This window comes from Streptomyces sp. NPDC048254, assembly GCF_043201895.1.
In the GTDB taxonomy this organism is placed as follows: domain Bacteria; phylum Actinomycetota; class Actinomycetes; order Streptomycetales; family Streptomycetaceae; genus Streptomyces.
In genome coordinates this window covers 39883-58034 of record NZ_JBICZJ010000001.1, presented here as the reverse complement: position 1 = coordinate 58034, position 18152 = coordinate 39883, and the positions used below count along the sequence as shown (strand labels likewise).

The 18152-nt window shown below is 73.2% G+C and carries 9 protein-coding genes; 8 read left to right on the top strand and 1 reads right to left on the bottom strand.

The window, feature by feature from the left end:
• Positions 1-98 precede the first annotated feature (98 nt).
• Complete coding sequence (locus ACGFZQ_RS00200; protein WP_393838477.1) at positions 99-1820, bottom strand: serine/threonine-protein kinase; 1722 nt, start codon at positions 1818-1820, stop codon at positions 99-101.
• A 417-nt stretch (positions 1821-2237) separates the two neighbouring features.
• Between ACGFZQ_RS00200 and ACGFZQ_RS00195 the strand changes: the two genes are divergently transcribed.
• The 8 genes from ACGFZQ_RS00195 (at position 2238) to ACGFZQ_RS00160 (ending at position 18084) form a co-directional block, all read left to right on the top strand.
• On the top strand, positions 2238-6122 hold the full coding sequence (locus ACGFZQ_RS00195; protein WP_393838476.1) for an FHA domain-containing protein: 3885 nt from the start codon (positions 2238-2240) through the stop codon (positions 6120-6122).
• A 150-nt stretch (positions 6123-6272) separates the two neighbouring features.
• Positions 6273-7655 carry an ABC transporter substrate-binding protein gene (locus ACGFZQ_RS00190; RefSeq protein ID WP_393838475.1) on the top strand — a complete coding sequence of 461 codons (1383 nt, stop codon included), beginning with the start codon at positions 6273-6275 and terminating at the stop codon, positions 7653-7655.
• A gap of 7 nt (positions 7656-7662) precedes the next feature.
• Positions 7663-8994 (top strand): carbohydrate ABC transporter permease, encoded by a 1332-nt coding sequence (locus tag ACGFZQ_RS00185; protein ID WP_393838474.1) that lies wholly within the window; start codon positions 7663-7665, stop codon positions 8992-8994.
• On the top strand, positions 8991-9830 hold the full coding sequence (locus tag ACGFZQ_RS00180; protein ID WP_351746716.1) for a carbohydrate ABC transporter permease: 840 nt from the start codon (positions 8991-8993) through the stop codon (positions 9828-9830). Before ACGFZQ_RS00185 ends, ACGFZQ_RS00180 begins: the two co-directional genes overlap by 4 nt.
• Positions 9831-9985: 155 nt before the next feature.
• The gene (locus tag ACGFZQ_RS00175) at positions 9986-12247 is read left to right on the top strand and encodes a CDP-glycerol glycerophosphotransferase family protein (RefSeq protein ID WP_393838473.1); all 2262 of its coding nucleotides are present in this window, start codon (positions 9986-9988) and stop codon (positions 12245-12247) included.
• 124 nt (positions 12248-12371) lie between these two features.
• Positions 12372-14561, top strand: a complete 2190-nt coding sequence (locus tag ACGFZQ_RS00170; RefSeq protein ID WP_393838472.1) for a bifunctional glycosyltransferase family 2 protein/CDP-glycerol:glycerophosphate glycerophosphotransferase — start codon at positions 12372-12374, stop codon at positions 14559-14561.
• A gap of 2 nt (positions 14562-14563) precedes the next feature.
• Positions 14564-16753, top strand: coding sequence for a CDP-glycerol glycerophosphotransferase family protein (locus ACGFZQ_RS00165; RefSeq protein ID WP_393838471.1), 2190 nt, complete (start codon positions 14564-14566; stop codon positions 16751-16753).
• The gene (locus ACGFZQ_RS00160; RefSeq protein WP_393838470.1) at positions 16750-18084 is read left to right on the top strand and encodes a hypothetical protein; all 1335 of its coding nucleotides are present in this window, start codon (positions 16750-16752) and stop codon (positions 18082-18084) included. The genes ACGFZQ_RS00165 and ACGFZQ_RS00160 overlap by 4 nt, the downstream gene beginning before the upstream one ends.
• The last annotated feature ends 68 nt before the right edge of the window (positions 18085-18152 follow it).

The window sequence follows — 18152 nt, the reverse complement described above, 5'->3', positions numbered from 1 at the left end:
GACGCGTGTTGCCGACAAAAGTACGCGTCCGAAGAGCCAACCTTCACCACGGAGGCGGAAATCACCCGCCAGATGTCGACAAATCCCCAGACTCGCGGTCAGTTGCCGTTGCCCACGCTGTCGAAGAAGTCACCGACCGCCTTCGTCCAGTCCTTCAACTGGTGCCAGTAGCCCTTGCCCTCCCCGACCCACGTGTGCAGCGGGGTCAGGTCCCAGATCAGCCAGCCCGCGACGAACAGGATGACGACCATGAACAGGCAGCCCTTGAGGCAGCCGAGCCCGGGGATCTTCATCGGGTTGGCGCTGCGCTGCCGCGGCTCGCGCGGGGCCCGCTGCGGCTCGGCGGGGGCGGCCGGGGGCGCGTAGCGCTGCTGCGGCCGCTGGGGCTGCTGCGGCGGCGGGGCGTACTGCTGCGGCTGGTGGCCGTACCCGGCGGGCTGCTGCTGGCCGTATCCGCCCTGCTGCCCGTATCCCCCGCCCTGCGGTCCGCCCTGCTGCCCGCGCGGCTGCGGCCGGCGTACCGGCTGCTGCTGCGGGGCCTGGCGCGGCGGCTCCTGCTGCGGCCGGGCCACCTGGCGCTGGGGGCGGCGGCGCAGCGGGTCCTCGTTCGGGTCGAGGTACTGGACCTGCGTCTGCTCGTTGCGGTCGCGGGCCGCGCGGAGCTGGGTCTGCCAGGGATGCGGCTGCTCCGGCTGCTGCTGGCCCGGCTGCCCCTGGGGCATCGGCGGCATGACGGCCGTCGGGTCGGCTGCGCCGGTGTTCGGCAGCACGGCGGTCGGATCGGCGGCGCCGACGGGGCCGCCGGTGTGCGGGAGCACGCTGGTCGCCGCGTTCGGGTCGTACGACCCGCCCGCGCCGGTGTTCGGCAGTACCTGCGTGGGATCGGCCGACCCCGGTACGGCCGCCGGCGCCGGGTCGGGGGCCAGCAGCGCGCCCACCCCTTCGGCGGCGGCGATCTGCGCGGAGTTCGCGTGCACGCCGACGCCCTCGGCGACGACGCGCAGGCCGCGGGCGAGGTTCTCGGCGCTGGGCCGGTCGTCGGGGTTCTTGCGCAGGCAGCGCTCTATGACCGTCCACAGCGGGTCGGGGACGGTGGACGGGCGGCGCGGCTCGGCGCTGAGGTGCTGGTGGAGGACTTCGAGGGCGCTGCCGCCGGAGAACGGCGGGCGCCCGGTGACCAGCTCGTACAGCAGGATGCCGGCGCCGTAGATGTCGACGGCGGAGGTCTGCGGGCGGCCCTCGGCGGACTCCGGCGCTATGTACGCGGGCGTGCCGACGAACTCGTGGGTGCGGGTCAGGCCCGGGGAGTCGGCGAGCCGCGCGATGCCGAAGTCGGTCAGCAGCGGGTGCATCTGGCCGTTGTACTGCTGGAGCAGCACGTTGGCGGGCTTCAGGTCGCGGTGCACGACGCCGTCGGCGTGGCTGGCGGCGAGCGCGTCGGCGATCTGGGCGGTCAGCAGCGCGGCGGCGACCGGCGAGAAGGGGCCGTTCTCCCGCAGGTAGCGGTGCAGGTCGGGGCCCTCGACGAGGTCCATGACCAGGGCAAGGAGATCGCCCTCTACAACGAGGTCCCGGACCCGGACGATGTTCGGGTGGGTCAGCCGGAGCAGCACGGAGCGCTCCCGCAGGAACCGCATCACGATGTCGGGGTCGCTCGCGAGCTCTTCCTTGAGGACCTTGATCGCGACGGTCTCCCCGGGCTGGCCGGGCACGGCCGCCTCGGCGCCCGCGGTCTCCCGCTGGCGGGCACGCCAGACGGTGCCGGTGGCGCCGCGTCCGAGCGGCTCCTCCAGGAGGTACTTGCTGCCTACCGGCCGCACGTCATCCGCTCCCTGTCGCTTGCTGGTGTGTCCGGTTCTTGTGTCCGACCCACTGTAGTGCCGTCGTCCCTGGCACCGGGCTGTCGTCCTGCTGTGCTTTCCCCCGCACCGCAGGCGGCCGACGAGTGTTCCGGACGTATCCCCATACGTAGGCGTTCCCGCAGTTGTTCGATGGAAAGACGCTCGCTTCGGTCCGGTGGTTGCCGGGTCCGGACGTGACCGATCTCAAGTGATCGCCCGCGCGGTATTGGTCAGGCACTTTTGGGGGCAGAGCTGACCAATCAAGATCACTTACCATCGGGTCGTGGGCGCGTTGTCAGTGGCAGGTGCGAGGATGCGTGCGACAGCAGAACTGGCCGACGTGCTCGTGGCGGTGGGGGGAATTCCGCGCCCGCGCAGAAGGGACCGCTGACGGCGATGCAGATCCGGCTGACCGTCGTAGACCCGCTGGGCCCTGCCGCGCAGCGGGGCCGGACCGTGAGCCGGGACGTGCTGGTGACGGCGCCCGCGGGCACGGATCTGGCCGCGGTGGCCTCAGCACTGGCCTCGGCGGTCACCGGTGACGGCGGGCCGGGCGGCCGGGAGACGAGCGGCGCCCCCGTCGTGCTGTACGCCGGGGCGGAGCGGCTGGACGCCCGCCGCCGCATCCTGGGCGAGCCCCCGCTGGTCGACGGCGCCGTGCTGTCCCTGGGCGCGCCCGCCGCCCCCGAGCCGCATCCCGAGCTGGACGACGCCCCGGCCCAGCTGCATGTGATCGCCGGCCCGGACGCGGGCGGGGTCCATCTCCTGCACGGCGGCCAGATCACCATCGGCCGCTCCGCCGACGCCGACGTCCCGCTCGACGACCCGGACGTCTCCCGGCTGCACTGCGCGGTCACGGTCGCCGCCGACGGCCGCGTCTCGGTGGCCGACCTGCACTCCACCAACGGCACGGCCCTGGACGGCACCCGCGTCACCGACCGCCCGGTCCGCCTCGCCCCGGGAGCGCTCCTGCGCATCGGGGAATCGGCCCTGCGGCTTACGCCGTCCGGGGGACCGGGAGCCCGGGTCGGCACGGCACCGGACGGGGACGGATGCGTGCGGGTGCTGCTCGGGGGTGAGGGCGCGGACGCGGACGACGGCAGCGGCGGCTTCGCGGCCGGCGGTCTCGCGAGCCCCGCGCGCGGGACGGCCGCGGCCGACGGCCCGCCCGGCCCGGCGGGCCGCACCCATCACGCCTACGGCACGGCGGGCTGGGGAGCCTCGGGCGGAGCGGCGGGGGGCCAGGAGCACGGGCCGGGGGAGTCACCGGTCGTACCCGCACAGGGGGAAGCGCCGAGGATCGAGAGCCGGGGTGCACTGCCGACGGCCGGGCAGGGCGGCGGACTCCCTGCGGGCGCCGGGCGCGAGGACGGAGCACCGGCGGGCGGGCCCAGGCACGAGCCGCCGTCGGCCGGACGCGGAGACGGACCGCAGCCGGCCGGATCCAGGCACGAACCGTCCTCAGCCGGACACCGGGACGGCGCACCGGCCGCCGGACCCGGGCACGAGCCGCCCTCGTCCGCCGGACGTGGGTACGAGCCCTCGCCGGCCGGACGCGGGCACGACCCTTCGCCGGCCGGAAGCCGCGGCGGACTGCCCGGCCCACGCGCTGGTTCCGCCACCACGCAACGCACCGGTGACCCACAGCGCCCCGCCGCCGCGGACCGCGCCACCGCCACGGGCCGGTCCGCCCCCGCGCAACGCTCCGGCGACACTCACGCCGGCCGCTCCGGAGTTCTCGGCGGCCCCGGCCCCCGAGGTGGCTCCAACGGGCCCGCGTCCGGTTCCGGTGCCCGAAGCGGCCCGACCGGACCCGCGGTCTCCGACCCGGCGGCGGCGCACCACCGGACCTCTCCGGACGGCGTCCCGTCGGCCGGTGACGTCTCCGACGGCCCCGCCCCCGCCGCCTCCTCCGGCAGGCGCAAAGGCACCCCCCTCCGCGGTACCGACGCCCCCGCCCTGCCCGGCGCCCGCAGGCGTGGCGGGCTCGGGGCCTGGGCGCGGCGGCTGGCCGGCGGACGCGGTGAGGTGCTGTCGGCCGCCGACGGCGAACCCGCGGCCGAGGACGGCGGCACGGCGTCGCCCGGTGTCCCCGCCCAGCCCGAGACCTGGCCCGATCCCGCCGCCCTGCTGCTGACCGCGCTCGGCCCCGGCCCCCGCCTCTGGGAGCGCGGCCCCGGCCACCCGGAGACGCTCACGGTCCGGCTCGGCACCGCGGACCGCCCGGCGCCCGACGGACCGGGGCTGCTCCCCGCCGTGCCGGTCACCGCCGACCTGCGCGAGGCCGGCGCCCTCGGTCTCGCGGGCCCGCGCACCCGCCTCGCCGGTCTCGCCCGCGCCGTACTGGCGCAGCTCGCCACGCTGCACTCCCCCGACCTGCTGGAGATCGTGCTGATCAGCGCGGACCGGGCCCGCTCCCTCGAGGAGCGCACGGCCGAATGGTCCTGGCTCGGCTGGCTTCCGCACGTCCGCCCCGGGCACGGCCAGGACTGCCGGCTCCTGCTGGCCTACGACCGCGAACAGGCCGCGGCCCGCGTGGAGGAGCTGCTCCGCAGGGTGGAGGACCTGTCCGCGCCCCGACGGCCGGCCACCGCCGCCGACCGCCCGAACCTGGCGGGTACGACCGCGGACGCCCCGCCCGCCGAGGCCGCCCACCGCCCCTCCTGGGCCCGCGACGACCTCGGCGACGGCGACGAAGACGGCAGGGGCGGCTTCCCGGGACCGTACACGGTCGTCGTCGTGGACGGCGATCCCGGCGGCTCGGCGCTGCGGGACGCGGTGGCGCGGCTGACCGTCGCCGGGCCGCGTGCCGGAGTGCATGTGATCTGCCTGGCGGAGACGGCGCCCACCTCGCCCACCTCGCCGGTCACCCAGACCTACGAGGCGGCGTGCGCGGTGACGCCGACGTTCCGGGAGTGCGGGGCCGTGGCCCTGCTCAGCGGGGACGTGGCGACGGCCCTGCATCTGCTGCGGGTGGCCCGCACCGACGCGGCGGGCCCCCTCGGCCCCGGCACCCTGGCCGCGGTGGACGCGGTCTCCCCCGCCTGGGCCGAGCGGTTCGCGAGGGCGCTGGCCCCGCTGCGCCCCGACGGCCCGGCCGGCGACCGGCACGCGCGCGTGGCCACCCCGCTCCCCCAGTCCGCCCGCCTGCTGGACGAGTTGGGGCTGGCGCGGGCCACCCCGGCGTCGCTGATGGCCCGTTGGGCGGACGCGGCCGACGACGCCGAGTCGCTGGGCGGCCGGGCCCGGGCGGTGCTCGGCGCCGGACCGCGCGGCCCGCTCGGCGCCGACCTGGTGACCGAGGGACCGCATCTGCTGGTCGAGGGCCCGCCCGGCAGTGGCCGTACGGAGCTGCTGCGGGCGATGGTCGCCTCGCTGGCCGCCGCCGAACGCCCCGACCGGCTCGGGATCGTCCTGATCGACGGCCGCGACGGCGTCGGCACCGGTGCCGGCGCGGGACTCGGCGAAGGCCTGCGGGTGTGCACCGACATACCGCATGTGACCACCCACCTCTCCGTCAACGACCCGGTCCGGATGCGGGAGTTGGCGCAGTCACTGAGCGCCGAGCTGAAGCGGCGGGCCGAACTGCTGGGCCGCTCCCACTTCACCGACTGGCACAGCCAGCGGGAGATCTCGGGCCGGATCGTCACCCAGCGCGGCCGCCCCGCCGCCGCGGGCGCCGCCGACATAGAGGCACCGCCGAGCTCCACGATCCGGCTGCGCCCCTCGGCCGGAGCCGCCGCCCGTCAACGCACCGAGGCACCACCGCCGTTGCCCCGCCTGGTCGTCGTGGTCGACGATCTGGACGCCCTGGTCTCGCCCGCCCTCGGTTCACCGGGCCGGCCGGCCGCCGGTTCCGTGATGCGGGCGCTGGAGGCGGTGGCCAAGGAGGGCGACCGGCTCGGCGTCCACCTGATCGCGGCCACCGGTGCGGGCGGCCGTACGGCGGAGACGGAACCGGCCCGGCGGGCCACCCTGCGCGTCACCCTGGACCCACCGGCCACAGGACCCGACGAACCGGCCCCGGGCCGCGGCCGCCTGACCACACCGGACGGCCACGTCACGGCGTTCCAGGCGGGCCGCGTCACCGGCCGCATCCCCCGCACGGCGACCCAGCGCCCCACCGTCGTACCCCTCGACTGGCCCCGCATGGGCGACCCCCCGACCCGCCGCCCGGTGCGGGAGCTGGGCAACGGCCCGACGGACCTGGCGCTGCTGGCGAGCGCGGTGGAGAGAGCGGCGCGGGAGGTCTCGGCGGCGGAGGTTCCTTCGCTTCTGTGAGCGAGGGCGACCCGGGTCACTGATCACGAGGCGATCACGATCCCCGCCCCTCACCTGTACGCACCCTTGCCGCACAGGCGGCCCCCGCGTACACCGGAGCGCACGGGACAGAGTTCTGACGTTCAACGAGGAACGACGAACGGGGAAGTGATGCGCGCCATGAGCAACACCATCCGGACAGGCAGGGCCGTCACCACGCTTGCCGCACTCCTCGCGGGAGCCCTCGCGCTCACCGCGTGCGGAGGCAGCGACGACAAGAAGGACGACAACGGCTCGGAGAGCAGCGCCAATACGTCCGGTTCCACCCTCACCCTCCCGAAACTGGACGGCACCACGCTTGAGGTGGCCGCCGTCTGGACCGGGCAGGAGCAGAAGAACTTCAAGCAGGTACTCGCGGAGTTCGAGAAGCGCACCGGTGCGAAGGTCACCTTCGTGCCCGCCCAGGATCCGATCATCAACTTCCTCGGCTCGAAGATCGCGGGCGGTCAGCCGCCGGACATCGCGCTGCTGCCGCAGCCCGGCGCGATCAAGCAGGCCGTGCAGAAGGACTGGGCGAAGCCGCTCGGCGCGGACGCGGTCAAGGAAGTGCAGAAGAACTACTCGCAGGGCTGGCAGGACATCGGCAAGGTCGGCGGCAAGCAGTACGGCGTCTACTACAAGGCCGCCAACAAGTCGCTGATCTGGTACAACGCCACGGTCTTCGAGAACGCGGGCGCCCAGGAACCCAAGACCTGGCAGGACCTGCAGACGACCGCGCAGACGGTGTACGACTCGGGCGTCACCCCGTTCTCGGTCGGCGGCGCCGACGGCTGGACGCTGACCGACTGGTTCGAGAACGTCTACCTCTCCCAGGCGGGCCCGGAGAAGTACGACCAGCTCGCCCAGCACAAGATCAAGTGGACCGACCCGTCGGTGCAGCAGGCGCTGACCACGCTCGCCCAGATCTGGGGCAAGAAGGGGTACGTGGCGGGCGGCGCGAAGGGCGCCCTGCAGACGGAGTTCCCGGCCTCGGTCACCCAGGCCTTCACCGGCGGCGACCAGCCGAAGGCAGGGATGGTCTACGAGGGCGACTTCGTGCAGGTCAACATCGGTGAGACCAAGGCGAAGGTGGGCACGGACGCCAAGGTGTTCCCGTTCCCGGCGGTCGGCTCCGCCGCGCCCGTGGTCTCCGGCGGTGACGCGGCCGTCATCTTCAAGGACTCCAAGGGGGCCCAGGCCCTCGCGACCTTCCTGGCCTCCCCTGACGCGGCGACGATCCAGGCGAAGCTCGGCGGCTACCTCTCGCCGAACAAGAGCGTGCCGAACTCGGCGTATCCGAACGAGGTGCAGCGCACGATCGCCAAGGCGCTGATCGCGTCCGGTGACGACTTCCGCTTCGACATGTCCGACCAGGCCCCGCAGGCGTTCGGCGGCACCCCGGGCAAGGGCGAGTGGAAGGACCTCCAGGACTTCCTGCAGAACCCGAAGGACGTCGCGGGCACCCAGGCGAAGCTGGAGAAGGACGCGGCGGCCGCCTACGGCAGCGGAAGCTGACCCGGCGATGGCCGCACCCGCGACCACGGCCCCCGCTCCCCCCGGCCGCCGCAAGAGCGTGACCGGCACCCGCAGGACCGTGGCGTTCCTCTTTCTCCTCCCCGCCCTGGTGCTGCTCGGCGCGCTCGTGGTCTACCCGATCGGGTACTCGCTGATCCGCAGCTTCTACAACGCGAACGGCGACGGTTTCGCCGGCTTCGACAACTACAAGGCGATCTTCACGGACGACGGCATCCGCACCGCCCTGAAGAACAACATCATCTGGGTGGTGTTCGCGCCGACGGTCTCCACCGCCCTCGGTCTGATCTTCGCGGTGCTGACCGAACGGATTCGCTGGGGCACGGCGTTCAAGCTGGTCGTCTTCATGCCGATGGCGATCTCCATGCTGGCCGCCGGGATCATCTTCCGTCTCGTCTACGACCAGGACCCGGACAAGGGCGTCGCCAACGCGGTCTGGGTGGGCATCCACGACACCTTCGCCCAGTCCTCCGCGTTCCCGAACGCCCACCCGGGACGGGAGTCGCCGCTGAAGCCGGACCAGGGCGGCTTCGTCACCACGGCCACCGTCCACACCGGGCAGACCGTCACCCTTCCCCTGGTCGGCGTCGCCCCGGACCAGATGCCCGACGGCGCCAAGAAGGCCGTGGCGGCGCGGCCCGACCCCGGGAAGATCACCGGCACCACCTGGCAGGACTTCACCCGTGGCAAGGGCGTCGGCAGGCTCGGCGCCCCCGACCCGTCCGAGCTCGGCTACGACGGGATGCGCGTCGAGGCGGTGAAGGACGGCAAGGTGGTGGCCTCGGCCGAGGCCGCCGCCGACGGCACCTTCACCCTCCCCGCCGCTGCCGACGGAGCACAACTCAGGCTCCCGGCGAGCAACTTCAAGCAGCCCTACAACGGCGTCGACTGGCTCGGCCCGTCCCTGGTCACGCCCGCCATCATCGGGTCGTACATCTGGATGTGGGCGGGCTTCGCGATGGTGCTGATCGCGGCCGGACTGGCAGGTGTCCCCCGGGAACTCCTGGAGGCCGCCCGGGTCGACGGGGCGACCGAGTGGCAGGTGTTCCGCAAGGTCACCGTGCCGCTCCTGGCACCGGTCCTCGCGGTGGTCACCGTCACCCTGATGATCAACGTGCTGAAGGTCTTCGACCTCGTGTACATCATCGCGCCGGGCTCCTCGCAGGACGACGCGAACGTGCTCGCCCTGGAGCTGTACCGCAAGGGCTTCGCGGAGGGCCAGCCGGGCATCGCGAGCGCGATCGCGGTGTTCCTGCTGCTCCTCGTCATCCCGGTGATGTGGTTCAACGTGCGTCGGCTGCGACGGGAGGAACGGCGATGAGCTGGCTGCTGGAGAAGATCAACGGCGGTCTGGTGCGGTTCTTCCTGATCGTCGTCGCCCTGTTCTGGCTGGTGCCGACGATCGGGCTGCTCGCCTCCTCCCTGCGTTCCCCGGAGGACATGAGCGCGAGCGGCTGGTGGAACGTGTTCGCCAAGCCGTCCCAGCTCACCTTCGACAGCTACCAGAACCTTCTGGAGAACAGCGACATCACCAACTCGCTGTGGAACACCGTCCTGATCACCGTCCCGGCGACGGTCCTGGTCGTGATCATCGGGGCGCTGGCCGGTTACGCGTTCGCGTGGATGGAGTTCCCCGGCCGGGACTGGTGGTTCCTGATCGTGGTCAGCCTGCTGGTGGTCCCCGTGCAGGTCGCGCTGATCCCGATCGCCGAACTCTTCGGCAAGATCGGCCTGTTCGGGACGATCCTCGGAGTGGTCCTCTTCCATGTCGGCTTCGGTCTGCCGTTCGCGGTGTTCCTGCTGCGGAACTTCTTCGCGGAGATCCCGCGAGAGCTGCTGGAGGCGGCCCGTCTCGACGGCGCCGGTGAACTGCGCCTGTTCACCCGGGTGGTGATGCCGCTCGGCGGGCCGGCGATCGCGAGTCTGGGCATCTTCCAGTTCCTGTGGGTGTGGAACGACATGCTGGTCGCGCTGGTGTTCACCAAGTCGGGCACCCAGCCGATCACGGTGGCGCTCCAGACCCAGGTCCGCCAGTTCGGCAACAACGTCGACGTCCTGGCCCCCGGCGCCTTCATCTCGATGGTGATCCCGCTGGCGGTGTTCTTCGCGTTCCAGCGGCAGTTCGTGACGGGGGTGATGGCGGGCGCGGTCAAATAACCACACAAGACGCCTCGAAGAAGGGCGAGTCGGCCATCGGCTCGTCCTTCACCGTTCACGGAATGTAACCCACATGACCTAACGAACCGTAACCAAATCATTCCATTGGCCGTTCCCGGGCAGAACGCCCGCGCCGACCGACCCATGGATGTCCCTTGCCCAGGTTCAGTGTCATTGTCCCCGCGTACAAGGTCCAGGCGTATCTGCCCGAGTGCCTGGACTCGGTGCTCTCGCAGTCGTATCCCGATCTCGAACTGATCGCCGTCGACGACCGCTCGCCGGACGCCTGCGGCACGGTCATCGACGAGTACGCGGCCCGCGACGCGCGCGTACGGCCCGTCCACCTGGCCGAGAACCAGGGCCTGGGCGGTGCCCGCAACGCCGGGATGGAGCAGGCGCGCGGCGACTACCTGATCTTCCTGGACGGCGACGACACCCTCACCCCCGACGCGCTGCGGGCGATCGCCGACCGGATCAAGGAGACCGGCGAGCCGGACGTGCTGGTGTACGACTACGCGCGGACCTTCTGGACGGGCCGGGCGGAGCGCAACAAGGTCGCGTTCCAGCTGACCGAACAGGGCCCGGCGCCCTTCCGCCTCGAGGACCGGCCGGGCCTCCTCCGCGTCCTCATGGTGGCCTGGAACAAGGCGTACCGGCGGGAGTTCGTGGCGGAGCACGACTTCACCTTCCCGCCCGGCTACTACGAGGACACCCCCTGGACCTACCCGGTCCTGATGACCGCCGGGACGATCGCGACGCTGGACCGGGTCTGTGTGCACTACCGGCAGCGGCGGCAGGGCAGCATTCTCGGCACCGCGAGCCGCAGCCACTTCGACATCTTCGAACAGTACGACCGGGTCTTCGCGTTCATCGAGGAGCGGCCCGAACTGGCCCGCTGGCGGCCGGTGCTGTTCCGGCGGATGATCGACCACCTGTCGACGGTGTTCACCCGGCGGGAGCGGCTGCCCCGCGGCACCCGCGCCGAGTTCCTGCGCAGGGCCCGCGCCCACTACCGCCGGTACCGGGCCGAGGGCGCCCCGGTCCCGTGGCCCACCCGGCTCCGCCACGGCCTCGTCCACTACGGCCTGCACCGCACCTACCGCGCCCTCCAGCTGACGCGCTCCGGAGGCCGCCGCACGGTCAAGGCCGGCGTCAAGTCCGTCCGGGGCCTGCGCTCGGCCCTCCTCCAGCTGCACTACCGCGTCCAGCTGCGCCTGCCGCTGCGCGCCGACCGCGCGGTCTTCGCCGCCTACTGGAACCGCGGCCACAGCTGCAACCCGGGCGCGCTGGAGGCGGCGTTCCGCAGTCACGCCCCGCACATCCGCACCTCCTGGATCGCCCGCCCCGAGCACCAGCACACCGTCCCGCCGGGCCCGCGCCGGCTGCGTCCGGGCACCTTCGGCTACTGGACCGCGCTGGCCCGCTCCAAGTACCTGGTCAACAACGTCAACTTCGACCGGCGGCTGAAGAAGCGCCCCGGCCAGGTGTTCGTGCAGACCCAGCACGGCACCCCGCTCAAGCACATGGGCCTCGACCTCCAGGAACACCCGGCGGCCGCCGCCGACATGGACTTCGAGGAGCTCCTGCGGGGCGTCGACAAGTGGGACTACCTCCTGTCCGCGAACCGCCACACCACCCTCACCTGGGAGCGCGTCTACCCCGGCGGCTACACCACCCTCGAATACGGCTATCCCCGCAACGACGTCTTCCAGCAGGCCACCTCCGCCGACGTGACCCGGATCCGCGAGTCGCTCGGCGTCCCCGAGGGCGCGGTCGCGCTGCTGTACGCGCCCACCCACCGCGACTACCGGCGCACCCAGCGCCCCGCGCTCGACCTGGACCGGATCGTGCGCCGGCTCGGCCCGCGCTTCGTGATCCTGGCCCGCGCCCACTACTGGCACGGCGGCCCGCTCGCGGCCGGGGGACGGGTGATCGACGTCAGTGACCACCCGAGCGTGGAGTCCCTCTGCCTCGCCTCGGACGCGCTGGTCACCGACTACTCGTCGATCATGTTCGACTACGCCAACCTGGACCGCCCGATCGTCGTGCACACCGAGGACTGGGACGCCTACCACGCGGCCCGCGGCACCTACTTCGACCTGCGCTCCAGCCCGCCCGGCGCGGTCGCCCGCACCGAGGACGAGCTGATCGACATCTTCGCCAGCAGCCACTGGCGCGGCTCCCGCTCCGCGCAGCTGCGCGCCGCGTTCCGCGAGCGGTTCTGCCGGTACGACGACGGACGCGCCGCCGAGCGGGTCGTACGGCATGTGGTGCTCGGCGAGCCGGCCGGGCTGCCGGAGGTCATCCCGCCGGACGAACGGCACCCCGTGCCGTCGGCGGCCTCGGGGCTCGCCCACTCCCCGCTGGCCACCGTTCCGCAACCTTCCGGTCACCTGCCCGTCACCGAGAGCCGCTGACCGCCGTTTGCCTTCCAGGGAGTTCCTTCATGCCCCCGAACACCTCGCGGCCCACTCCGTCGCGGCCGTCCACCTGGCGACCCACGGGGAGGCCGGGCCGCATGGACACCTGAGAAAGAGCAGCATGCCCCGCTTCAGCATCATCGTCCCGTCCCACGGGGTCGCCGGCCGGCTGTCCCAGGCGCTGGACTCGGTCCTCGCCCAGTCCTTCGGCGACCTGGAGCTGATCCCGGTCTGTGACGCGCCGGACGCCCCGGCCGCCGCGGTCGCCGCCGGATACGCCGAGCGGGACTCCCGGGTGGCCCCGGTGCACTCACCGCCGTCCGCGGGGCTGAGCGGGGCCCGCAACACCGGGATGCGAGTGGCGCAGGGCACGTATCTGCTGTTCCTCGACGGCGACGACGTCCTGGTCCCGGGCGCGCTGGCGCGGCTGGCGGCACGGCTGGCCGAGACCGGTGACGTGGACGTGCTGTACTTCGAGCACGAGCGGGCGCCCTGGTGGGAGGGCGAGCCGGCCAATCCGGCGGCGCCGTTGCTGGCGGGCACCCCGCAGGGCGCCTTCGCCCCGGCCGAGGCACCCGCGCTGACCGGGGTGACGCTGCCGGCGTGGAGCGCGGCCCATCGCCGCAGCTTTCTCACGGACCGGCGGCTGCGCTTCCCCGACGGCCACTTCACGGACGTCGGCTGGGGCGGCCTGACCGGTATCGCCGCCGACCGTGTCGCGGTGCTGCGTTCGGTGGTCGTACGGCACCGGCTGCGCCGGCAGGGCAGCCGGCTGAACCTGCCGGGTGCGCATCAGCACGAACTCCTCGACCAGGTCGAGCTGGTACTGGCACGGGCGCTCGCGGCGGGGCTCCCGGGCGAACGGGCGCGGCCGCTGTTCGAGCAGCTCTTCGAGACCGTGCTGAGGACGGCCGCCCGCCCGCAGCGGCTGCCGTCCGGGCACCGGGCGTTCTTCCGCCGGGCGGGGTGGCTGCACCGTACGTACCGCCCGGCCGGGTTCCGGATGCCGGGCGGGAGTCTCGGGGTGCAGCACCGGCTCCTCGCGGCGGGCGCGTACACCGCGTTCCGGGCGCTGCGCGGGGCCAACCGGGCGGCCGGGCGGCTGCCCCGCCCGCGGCTGCCGCTCACCCGGCTGCGTTACGCCCTCGACCTGCGCCGCCCGCTCGACGAGAGCCTCGCCGTGTACTGCGCCTACTGGGGGCGCGGTTACACCTGCAACCCGGCCGCGATCCACGCCACGGCCCGCCAACTCGCCCCGCGGCTGCGCTCGGTGTTCCTGGTCGAGGCCGGCCAGGAACACACGGTGCCCGAGGACGTCGAGTACGCGGTGATCGGCAGCCGCCGCTACTGGCAGGTGCTGGCCCGCGCCAAGTACCTGGTCAACAACGCCAACTTCGCCGAGGGCGTGGTCAAGCGGCCGGGCAGCGTGCATCTGCAGACGCAGCACGGCACCCCGCTGAAGAAGATGGGCGTCGACCAGTCGACGTACCCCGTGGTCGCCGCGCGGACCGGCAGCTTCACCAAGCTGCTCGGCCGCGTCGACCGCTGGGACTACAACCTCTCCGCCAACCGCCACTCCACCCAGACCTGGGAGCGCGCCTTCCCCGGCTCGTACGAGGCGCTGGAGTACGGCTATCCGCGCAACGACGTCTACTACACGGCGTCCGGCCACGACGTGGTCCGGGCTCGCCGCGGCCTGGGCGTCCCGGACGGCAGGACGGCCGTGCTGTACGCCCCCACCCACCGCGACCACCACACCGGCTTCGAGACCGGCCTCGATCTGGAGGCGTTCTGCGAGGCGGCCGGCGAGAACGTCGTCGTCCTCCTGCGCGCGCACTACTTCTACGACCGGGGAGCCTTCGCGGGCACCGGCCGGGTCATCGACGTCACCGCGCACCGCTCCGCCGAGGACGTGTGTCTCGCGGCGGACGCGCTGATCACCGACTACTCCTCCATCATGTTCGACTACGCCAACCTGGACCGGCCGATCGTCGTCTACGCCGACGACTGGGAGGTCTACCGGGAGACCCGGGGCGTGTACTTCGACCTGATGGCCGAGCCGCCGGGCCCGGTCGCGCGCACCCCCGAGGAACTGGCCCGGATCTTCCGCGAGGGTTCCCACCGGAGCCCGGAGTCCAAGCGGCTGCGGGCCGAGTTCCGGGCCCGTTTCTGCCAGTTCGACGACGGTCTGGCCGCCGAACGCGTCGTACGCCGGGTGTTCCTCGGCCAGCCGCCGGAGGCGCTCCCGCCGCTGATCCCCCTCGCGGAACGCCTGCCCGCCCCGGCCGCCACCGTCTTCGCGAGGAGCTGACCGTGCCCCGATTCAGTCTGATCGTGCCCTGTTTCAAGGTGCAGGGCTTTCTGCGCGAGTGCCTCGACTCGGTCCTGGAGCAGTCCTTCCACGACATCGAGGTGATCGCCGTCGACGACCGCTCCCCGGACGGCAGCGGCGCGATCCTCGACGAGTACGCGGCCCGCGACCCGCGCGTACGGGTCCTGCACCTGCCCGAGAACGTCGGCCTCGGCCACGCCCGCAACGCCGGACTCCCGCACGCCACCGGCGACTTCCTGCTCTTCCTCGACAGCGACGACACCCTCACCCCGGGCGCACTGCACGCGATCGCCGACCGGCTGACGGAGACCGGCGACCCGGACGTGCTGGTCTTCGACTACGCCCGCACCTACTGGTGGGGCGGCACCCGGCGCAACGCCCTCGCGGAGGTGCTGAGTTCGACCGACGGCGTCTTCACCGCGGCCGAACACCCGGAGATCCTCGACCTGTTGATGGTGGTGTGGAACAAGGCCTACCGGCGTGACTTCGTCGAGGAGAACGGCTTCCGGTTCCCGCCGGGCTACTACGAGGACACCCCCTGGACCTTCCCGGTCCTGCTCGGCGCCGGCCGGATCGCCACCCTCGACCGGATCTGCCTGAACTACCGCCAGCGCCGCCAGGGCAACATCCTCTCCACCACCAGCCGCAAGCACTTCGACGTCCACGACCAGTACCGCAGGGTGTTCGAGTTCGTCGACTCGCGCCCTGAGCTGGCGGGCTGGCGGCCGTATCTGCACCGGAAGATGGGCGAGCACTGCCTGGACATCCTCGCCAAACCGGACCGGCTGCCGCCCGCGGCCAGGGGCGAGTTCTTCCGGCGTACCGCGGAGCTGTACCGGGCGTATCGTCCGGAGGGCGCCGACCTCGGGGTACTGGGCGGCTCGTACGCGTCGTACCGGCTGCGCGAACAGGCCGGGCGGATCGGCCGGGAGAGCGGACGCCAGGCGCTGCGGATGCGGCGGGCGGCGGGAGCCCGGGCCCGGCACGCGCTGACCGGGCTGGGCGGTCACCGCGCGCTGGACGAGCAGCTGGTCCTGTACTCGGCGTCCTCGCACCGGGGCCTGCTGGGCGACCCGGCGGCCGTCTACCGCAAGGCCCGGGAGATCGCGCCGGGGCTGCGGGGCGTCTGGGTGGTGAAGGACGCGGAGGTGGCGGCGGGGCTGCCCGCCGACGTGGAGCACGTACTGCTGGACTCCCCGGAGTACCGGCGGCTCACCGCCCGCGCGAAGTTCCTCGTGAACGACGTCAACTGGCCCGGCGCGCTGGTCAAGCGGCCCGGCAGCGTGCACATCCACACCCACCGGGGCACCCCGCTCAAGTACCTGGGCGCCGACCTGCTGGGCAAGCCCGGCGCCCGGCTCGGTCTCGACGTGCCGCAGATGCTGCGCCGGGCCGACCGCTGGGACCACAGCCTGGTCGCCAACCGCCACTCCGAGCTGGTGTGGGAGCGGGCCTACCCCTGCCACTTCACGTCGGCCCGCACGGGCAGCCCGCGCAACGACGTGCTGGTCGAGGGCGGCCCCTCGGACTTCCGGGCCCGGTACGGCATTCCGGCCGGCCACACGGTCGTGCTCTACGCCCCGACCCGCCGGGACCACGTCCGGGGCGGCCATACCGAGCGGATCGACCTGGCCCGGTTCGCCGCCGACCTCGGCGCGGGCCACACCCTGGTGGTCCGGCTGCATCCGACGCTGGCGACCGGTCCGGCACGCGGGATGGGCCTGGCCGAGCTGCACCGGCGCGGGATCGTGGTCGACGCGACCGGCGAACCGCACGGGGAGCAGGTGCTGCTGGCGGCGGACGCCCTGGTCACCGACTACTCCTCCGTGATGTTCGACTACGCCAACCTGGACCGGCCGATCGTCGTGCACGCCGACGACTGGGCCGCCTGCACCGCGAGCCGGGGCGCCTATCTCGACATCACCGCCGAGGCGCCGGGCCATGTGTCGCACACTTACCGGGAGTTGGCGTGGCTGTTCGCCTCGGGCGGCTGGCGGGACGAGGAGTCGGCACGGCTGCGGGCCGACTTCCGGTCCCGTTTCTGCGAGTTCGACGACGGCAGGGCCGCCGAACGGGTCGTACGGACGCTGCTGCTCGGCGAGCCGATGCCGGCCGCCGGTGTGCGGGTGCCGGAACCGGCCCCGGGTCACGATCTGCTGGCGTCGACGTGAGACCGCGCACCTGGGTGCTGGTCCTGGCCGCCGTGTTCGCGGTGCTGCAACTCGCCAACGTCACCGGCCGGGACACCCCCGACTCCGAGAACTACGTGTCCTACGCGCTGACCCTGGGCGGGGCGGACCATCGGGAGGCGGCGGCCCGGACGGCCGGCTGGGCGTGCGCCGGCCAGGCATCGGCGGCGGCGCGCGCGCAGAGCGTGAACGTGCTGCACTTCCATGCACCGAGCCCGGCGCGGCGGGTCTTCGCGGAGTGCCGTGAGAATGAACTGCGGCGCGTGGAGCGCCGGTTGGCGGCCGGGCAGACGGACGGGCACATCGTGCCCTTCGTGGCTCCCCGGCTGCGGGCGATCTTCGAGGTGCGGCCCGGCTATCCGGTGTTCCTGCTGCCGTTCGTCACCGCGTTCGGGGTGACCTGGGGAGTGTGGCTGGCGAGTGTGCTGGTCACGGCCGCGGGCGGGGCGCTGGCCTTCCTGATCCTGCGGACGCTGTCGGTACCGGTGCCGCTCGCGCTGACCGGGCAGGCCCTGTACTACGCCCTGCCGGTGGGCACGACCGCGATGCGGCCGATGACCGAGGGCCTGACGCTGGCGCTGACCCTGACGGCGGTGTGGGGCTGCGCGCTGGCCCTCACCGGGCAGGCGGGAGCGGCGCGGGCCGGGACGGCGCGGGTGGGGACGGCGTGGGCGGGAACGGCGCTGGTGGCGGGTGCGCTGCTTGCGCTGTTCGCCGTGAAGCACGCGCAGGCGCTGTTCCTCGGGGTGTGCCTGGCCGGGGCGGGAGCGGCGGTCGCCGTGCGGCGGCGACGGCACGGCCGGGCGGCCGGGCGCCCGGTGGTGGCGATCGCCGCGGCGGGCTGCGTGGCGGTCGCCGGCACCCTGCTGCTGGCCCGGCTGCTGGGCTATCCCTCCGAGGCGGAGAGCATGCAGGACCTGCTGACCGACCACTACACCCACCCGGACCGGGTCCGGCCCTGGCCGGAGTTCCTCCATCTGGAGTGGGACTTCTGGGTGGAGTGGCTGCGCCGGCAGCTGCTGGCGCCGCTGTTCCCGGCGGCGCTGGCGGCCGGAGCCTGGGGGGCGCGGCGGCGGCCGGCCTTCGGGGTCTTCCTGCTGGCGGCCGCGGGCACCGGGTTCCTGACCCAGGCCGGGCATCCGGACATCAACATCTGGGGCGACCGGCTGATCGTGCTGGCCTGGCTGCTGCCGGTGGTGGGGGTGCCGTTGCTCCTTGAGCCGCTGGTGGAGCGGGTGGTTCGGGTTCCTTCGCAGGGGTCACTCGACGAGGTGAGCGGCGGGGGCCTGCCGGAGGCTCACTCGATGAGGTGACGGGCGGCGAAGCCGCCGGGACGTCACCGGAACCCGCGGGAACACTCGGCAAATGGTCCGCCCTGTCC

Excerpts from the sequence above, each read along its gene's own strand:
- ACGFZQ_RS00195 (WP_393838476.1), top strand. The coding sequence starts at position 2,238 with ATGCAGATCCGGCTGACCGTCGTAGACCCGCTGGGCCCTGCCGCGCAG.
- ACGFZQ_RS00190 (WP_393838475.1), top strand. The coding sequence starts at position 6,273 with ATGCGCGCCATGAGCAACACCATCCGGACAGGCAGGGCCGTCACCACG.
- ACGFZQ_RS00185 (WP_393838474.1), top strand. The coding sequence starts at position 7,663 with ATGGCCGCACCCGCGACCACGGCCCCCGCTCCCCCCGGCCGCCGCAAG.
- ACGFZQ_RS00180 (WP_351746716.1), top strand. The coding sequence starts at position 8,991 with ATGAGCTGGCTGCTGGAGAAGATCAACGGCGGTCTGGTGCGGTTCTTC.
- ACGFZQ_RS00170 (WP_393838472.1), top strand. The coding sequence starts at position 12,372 with ATGCCCCGCTTCAGCATCATCGTCCCGTCCCACGGGGTCGCCGGCCGG.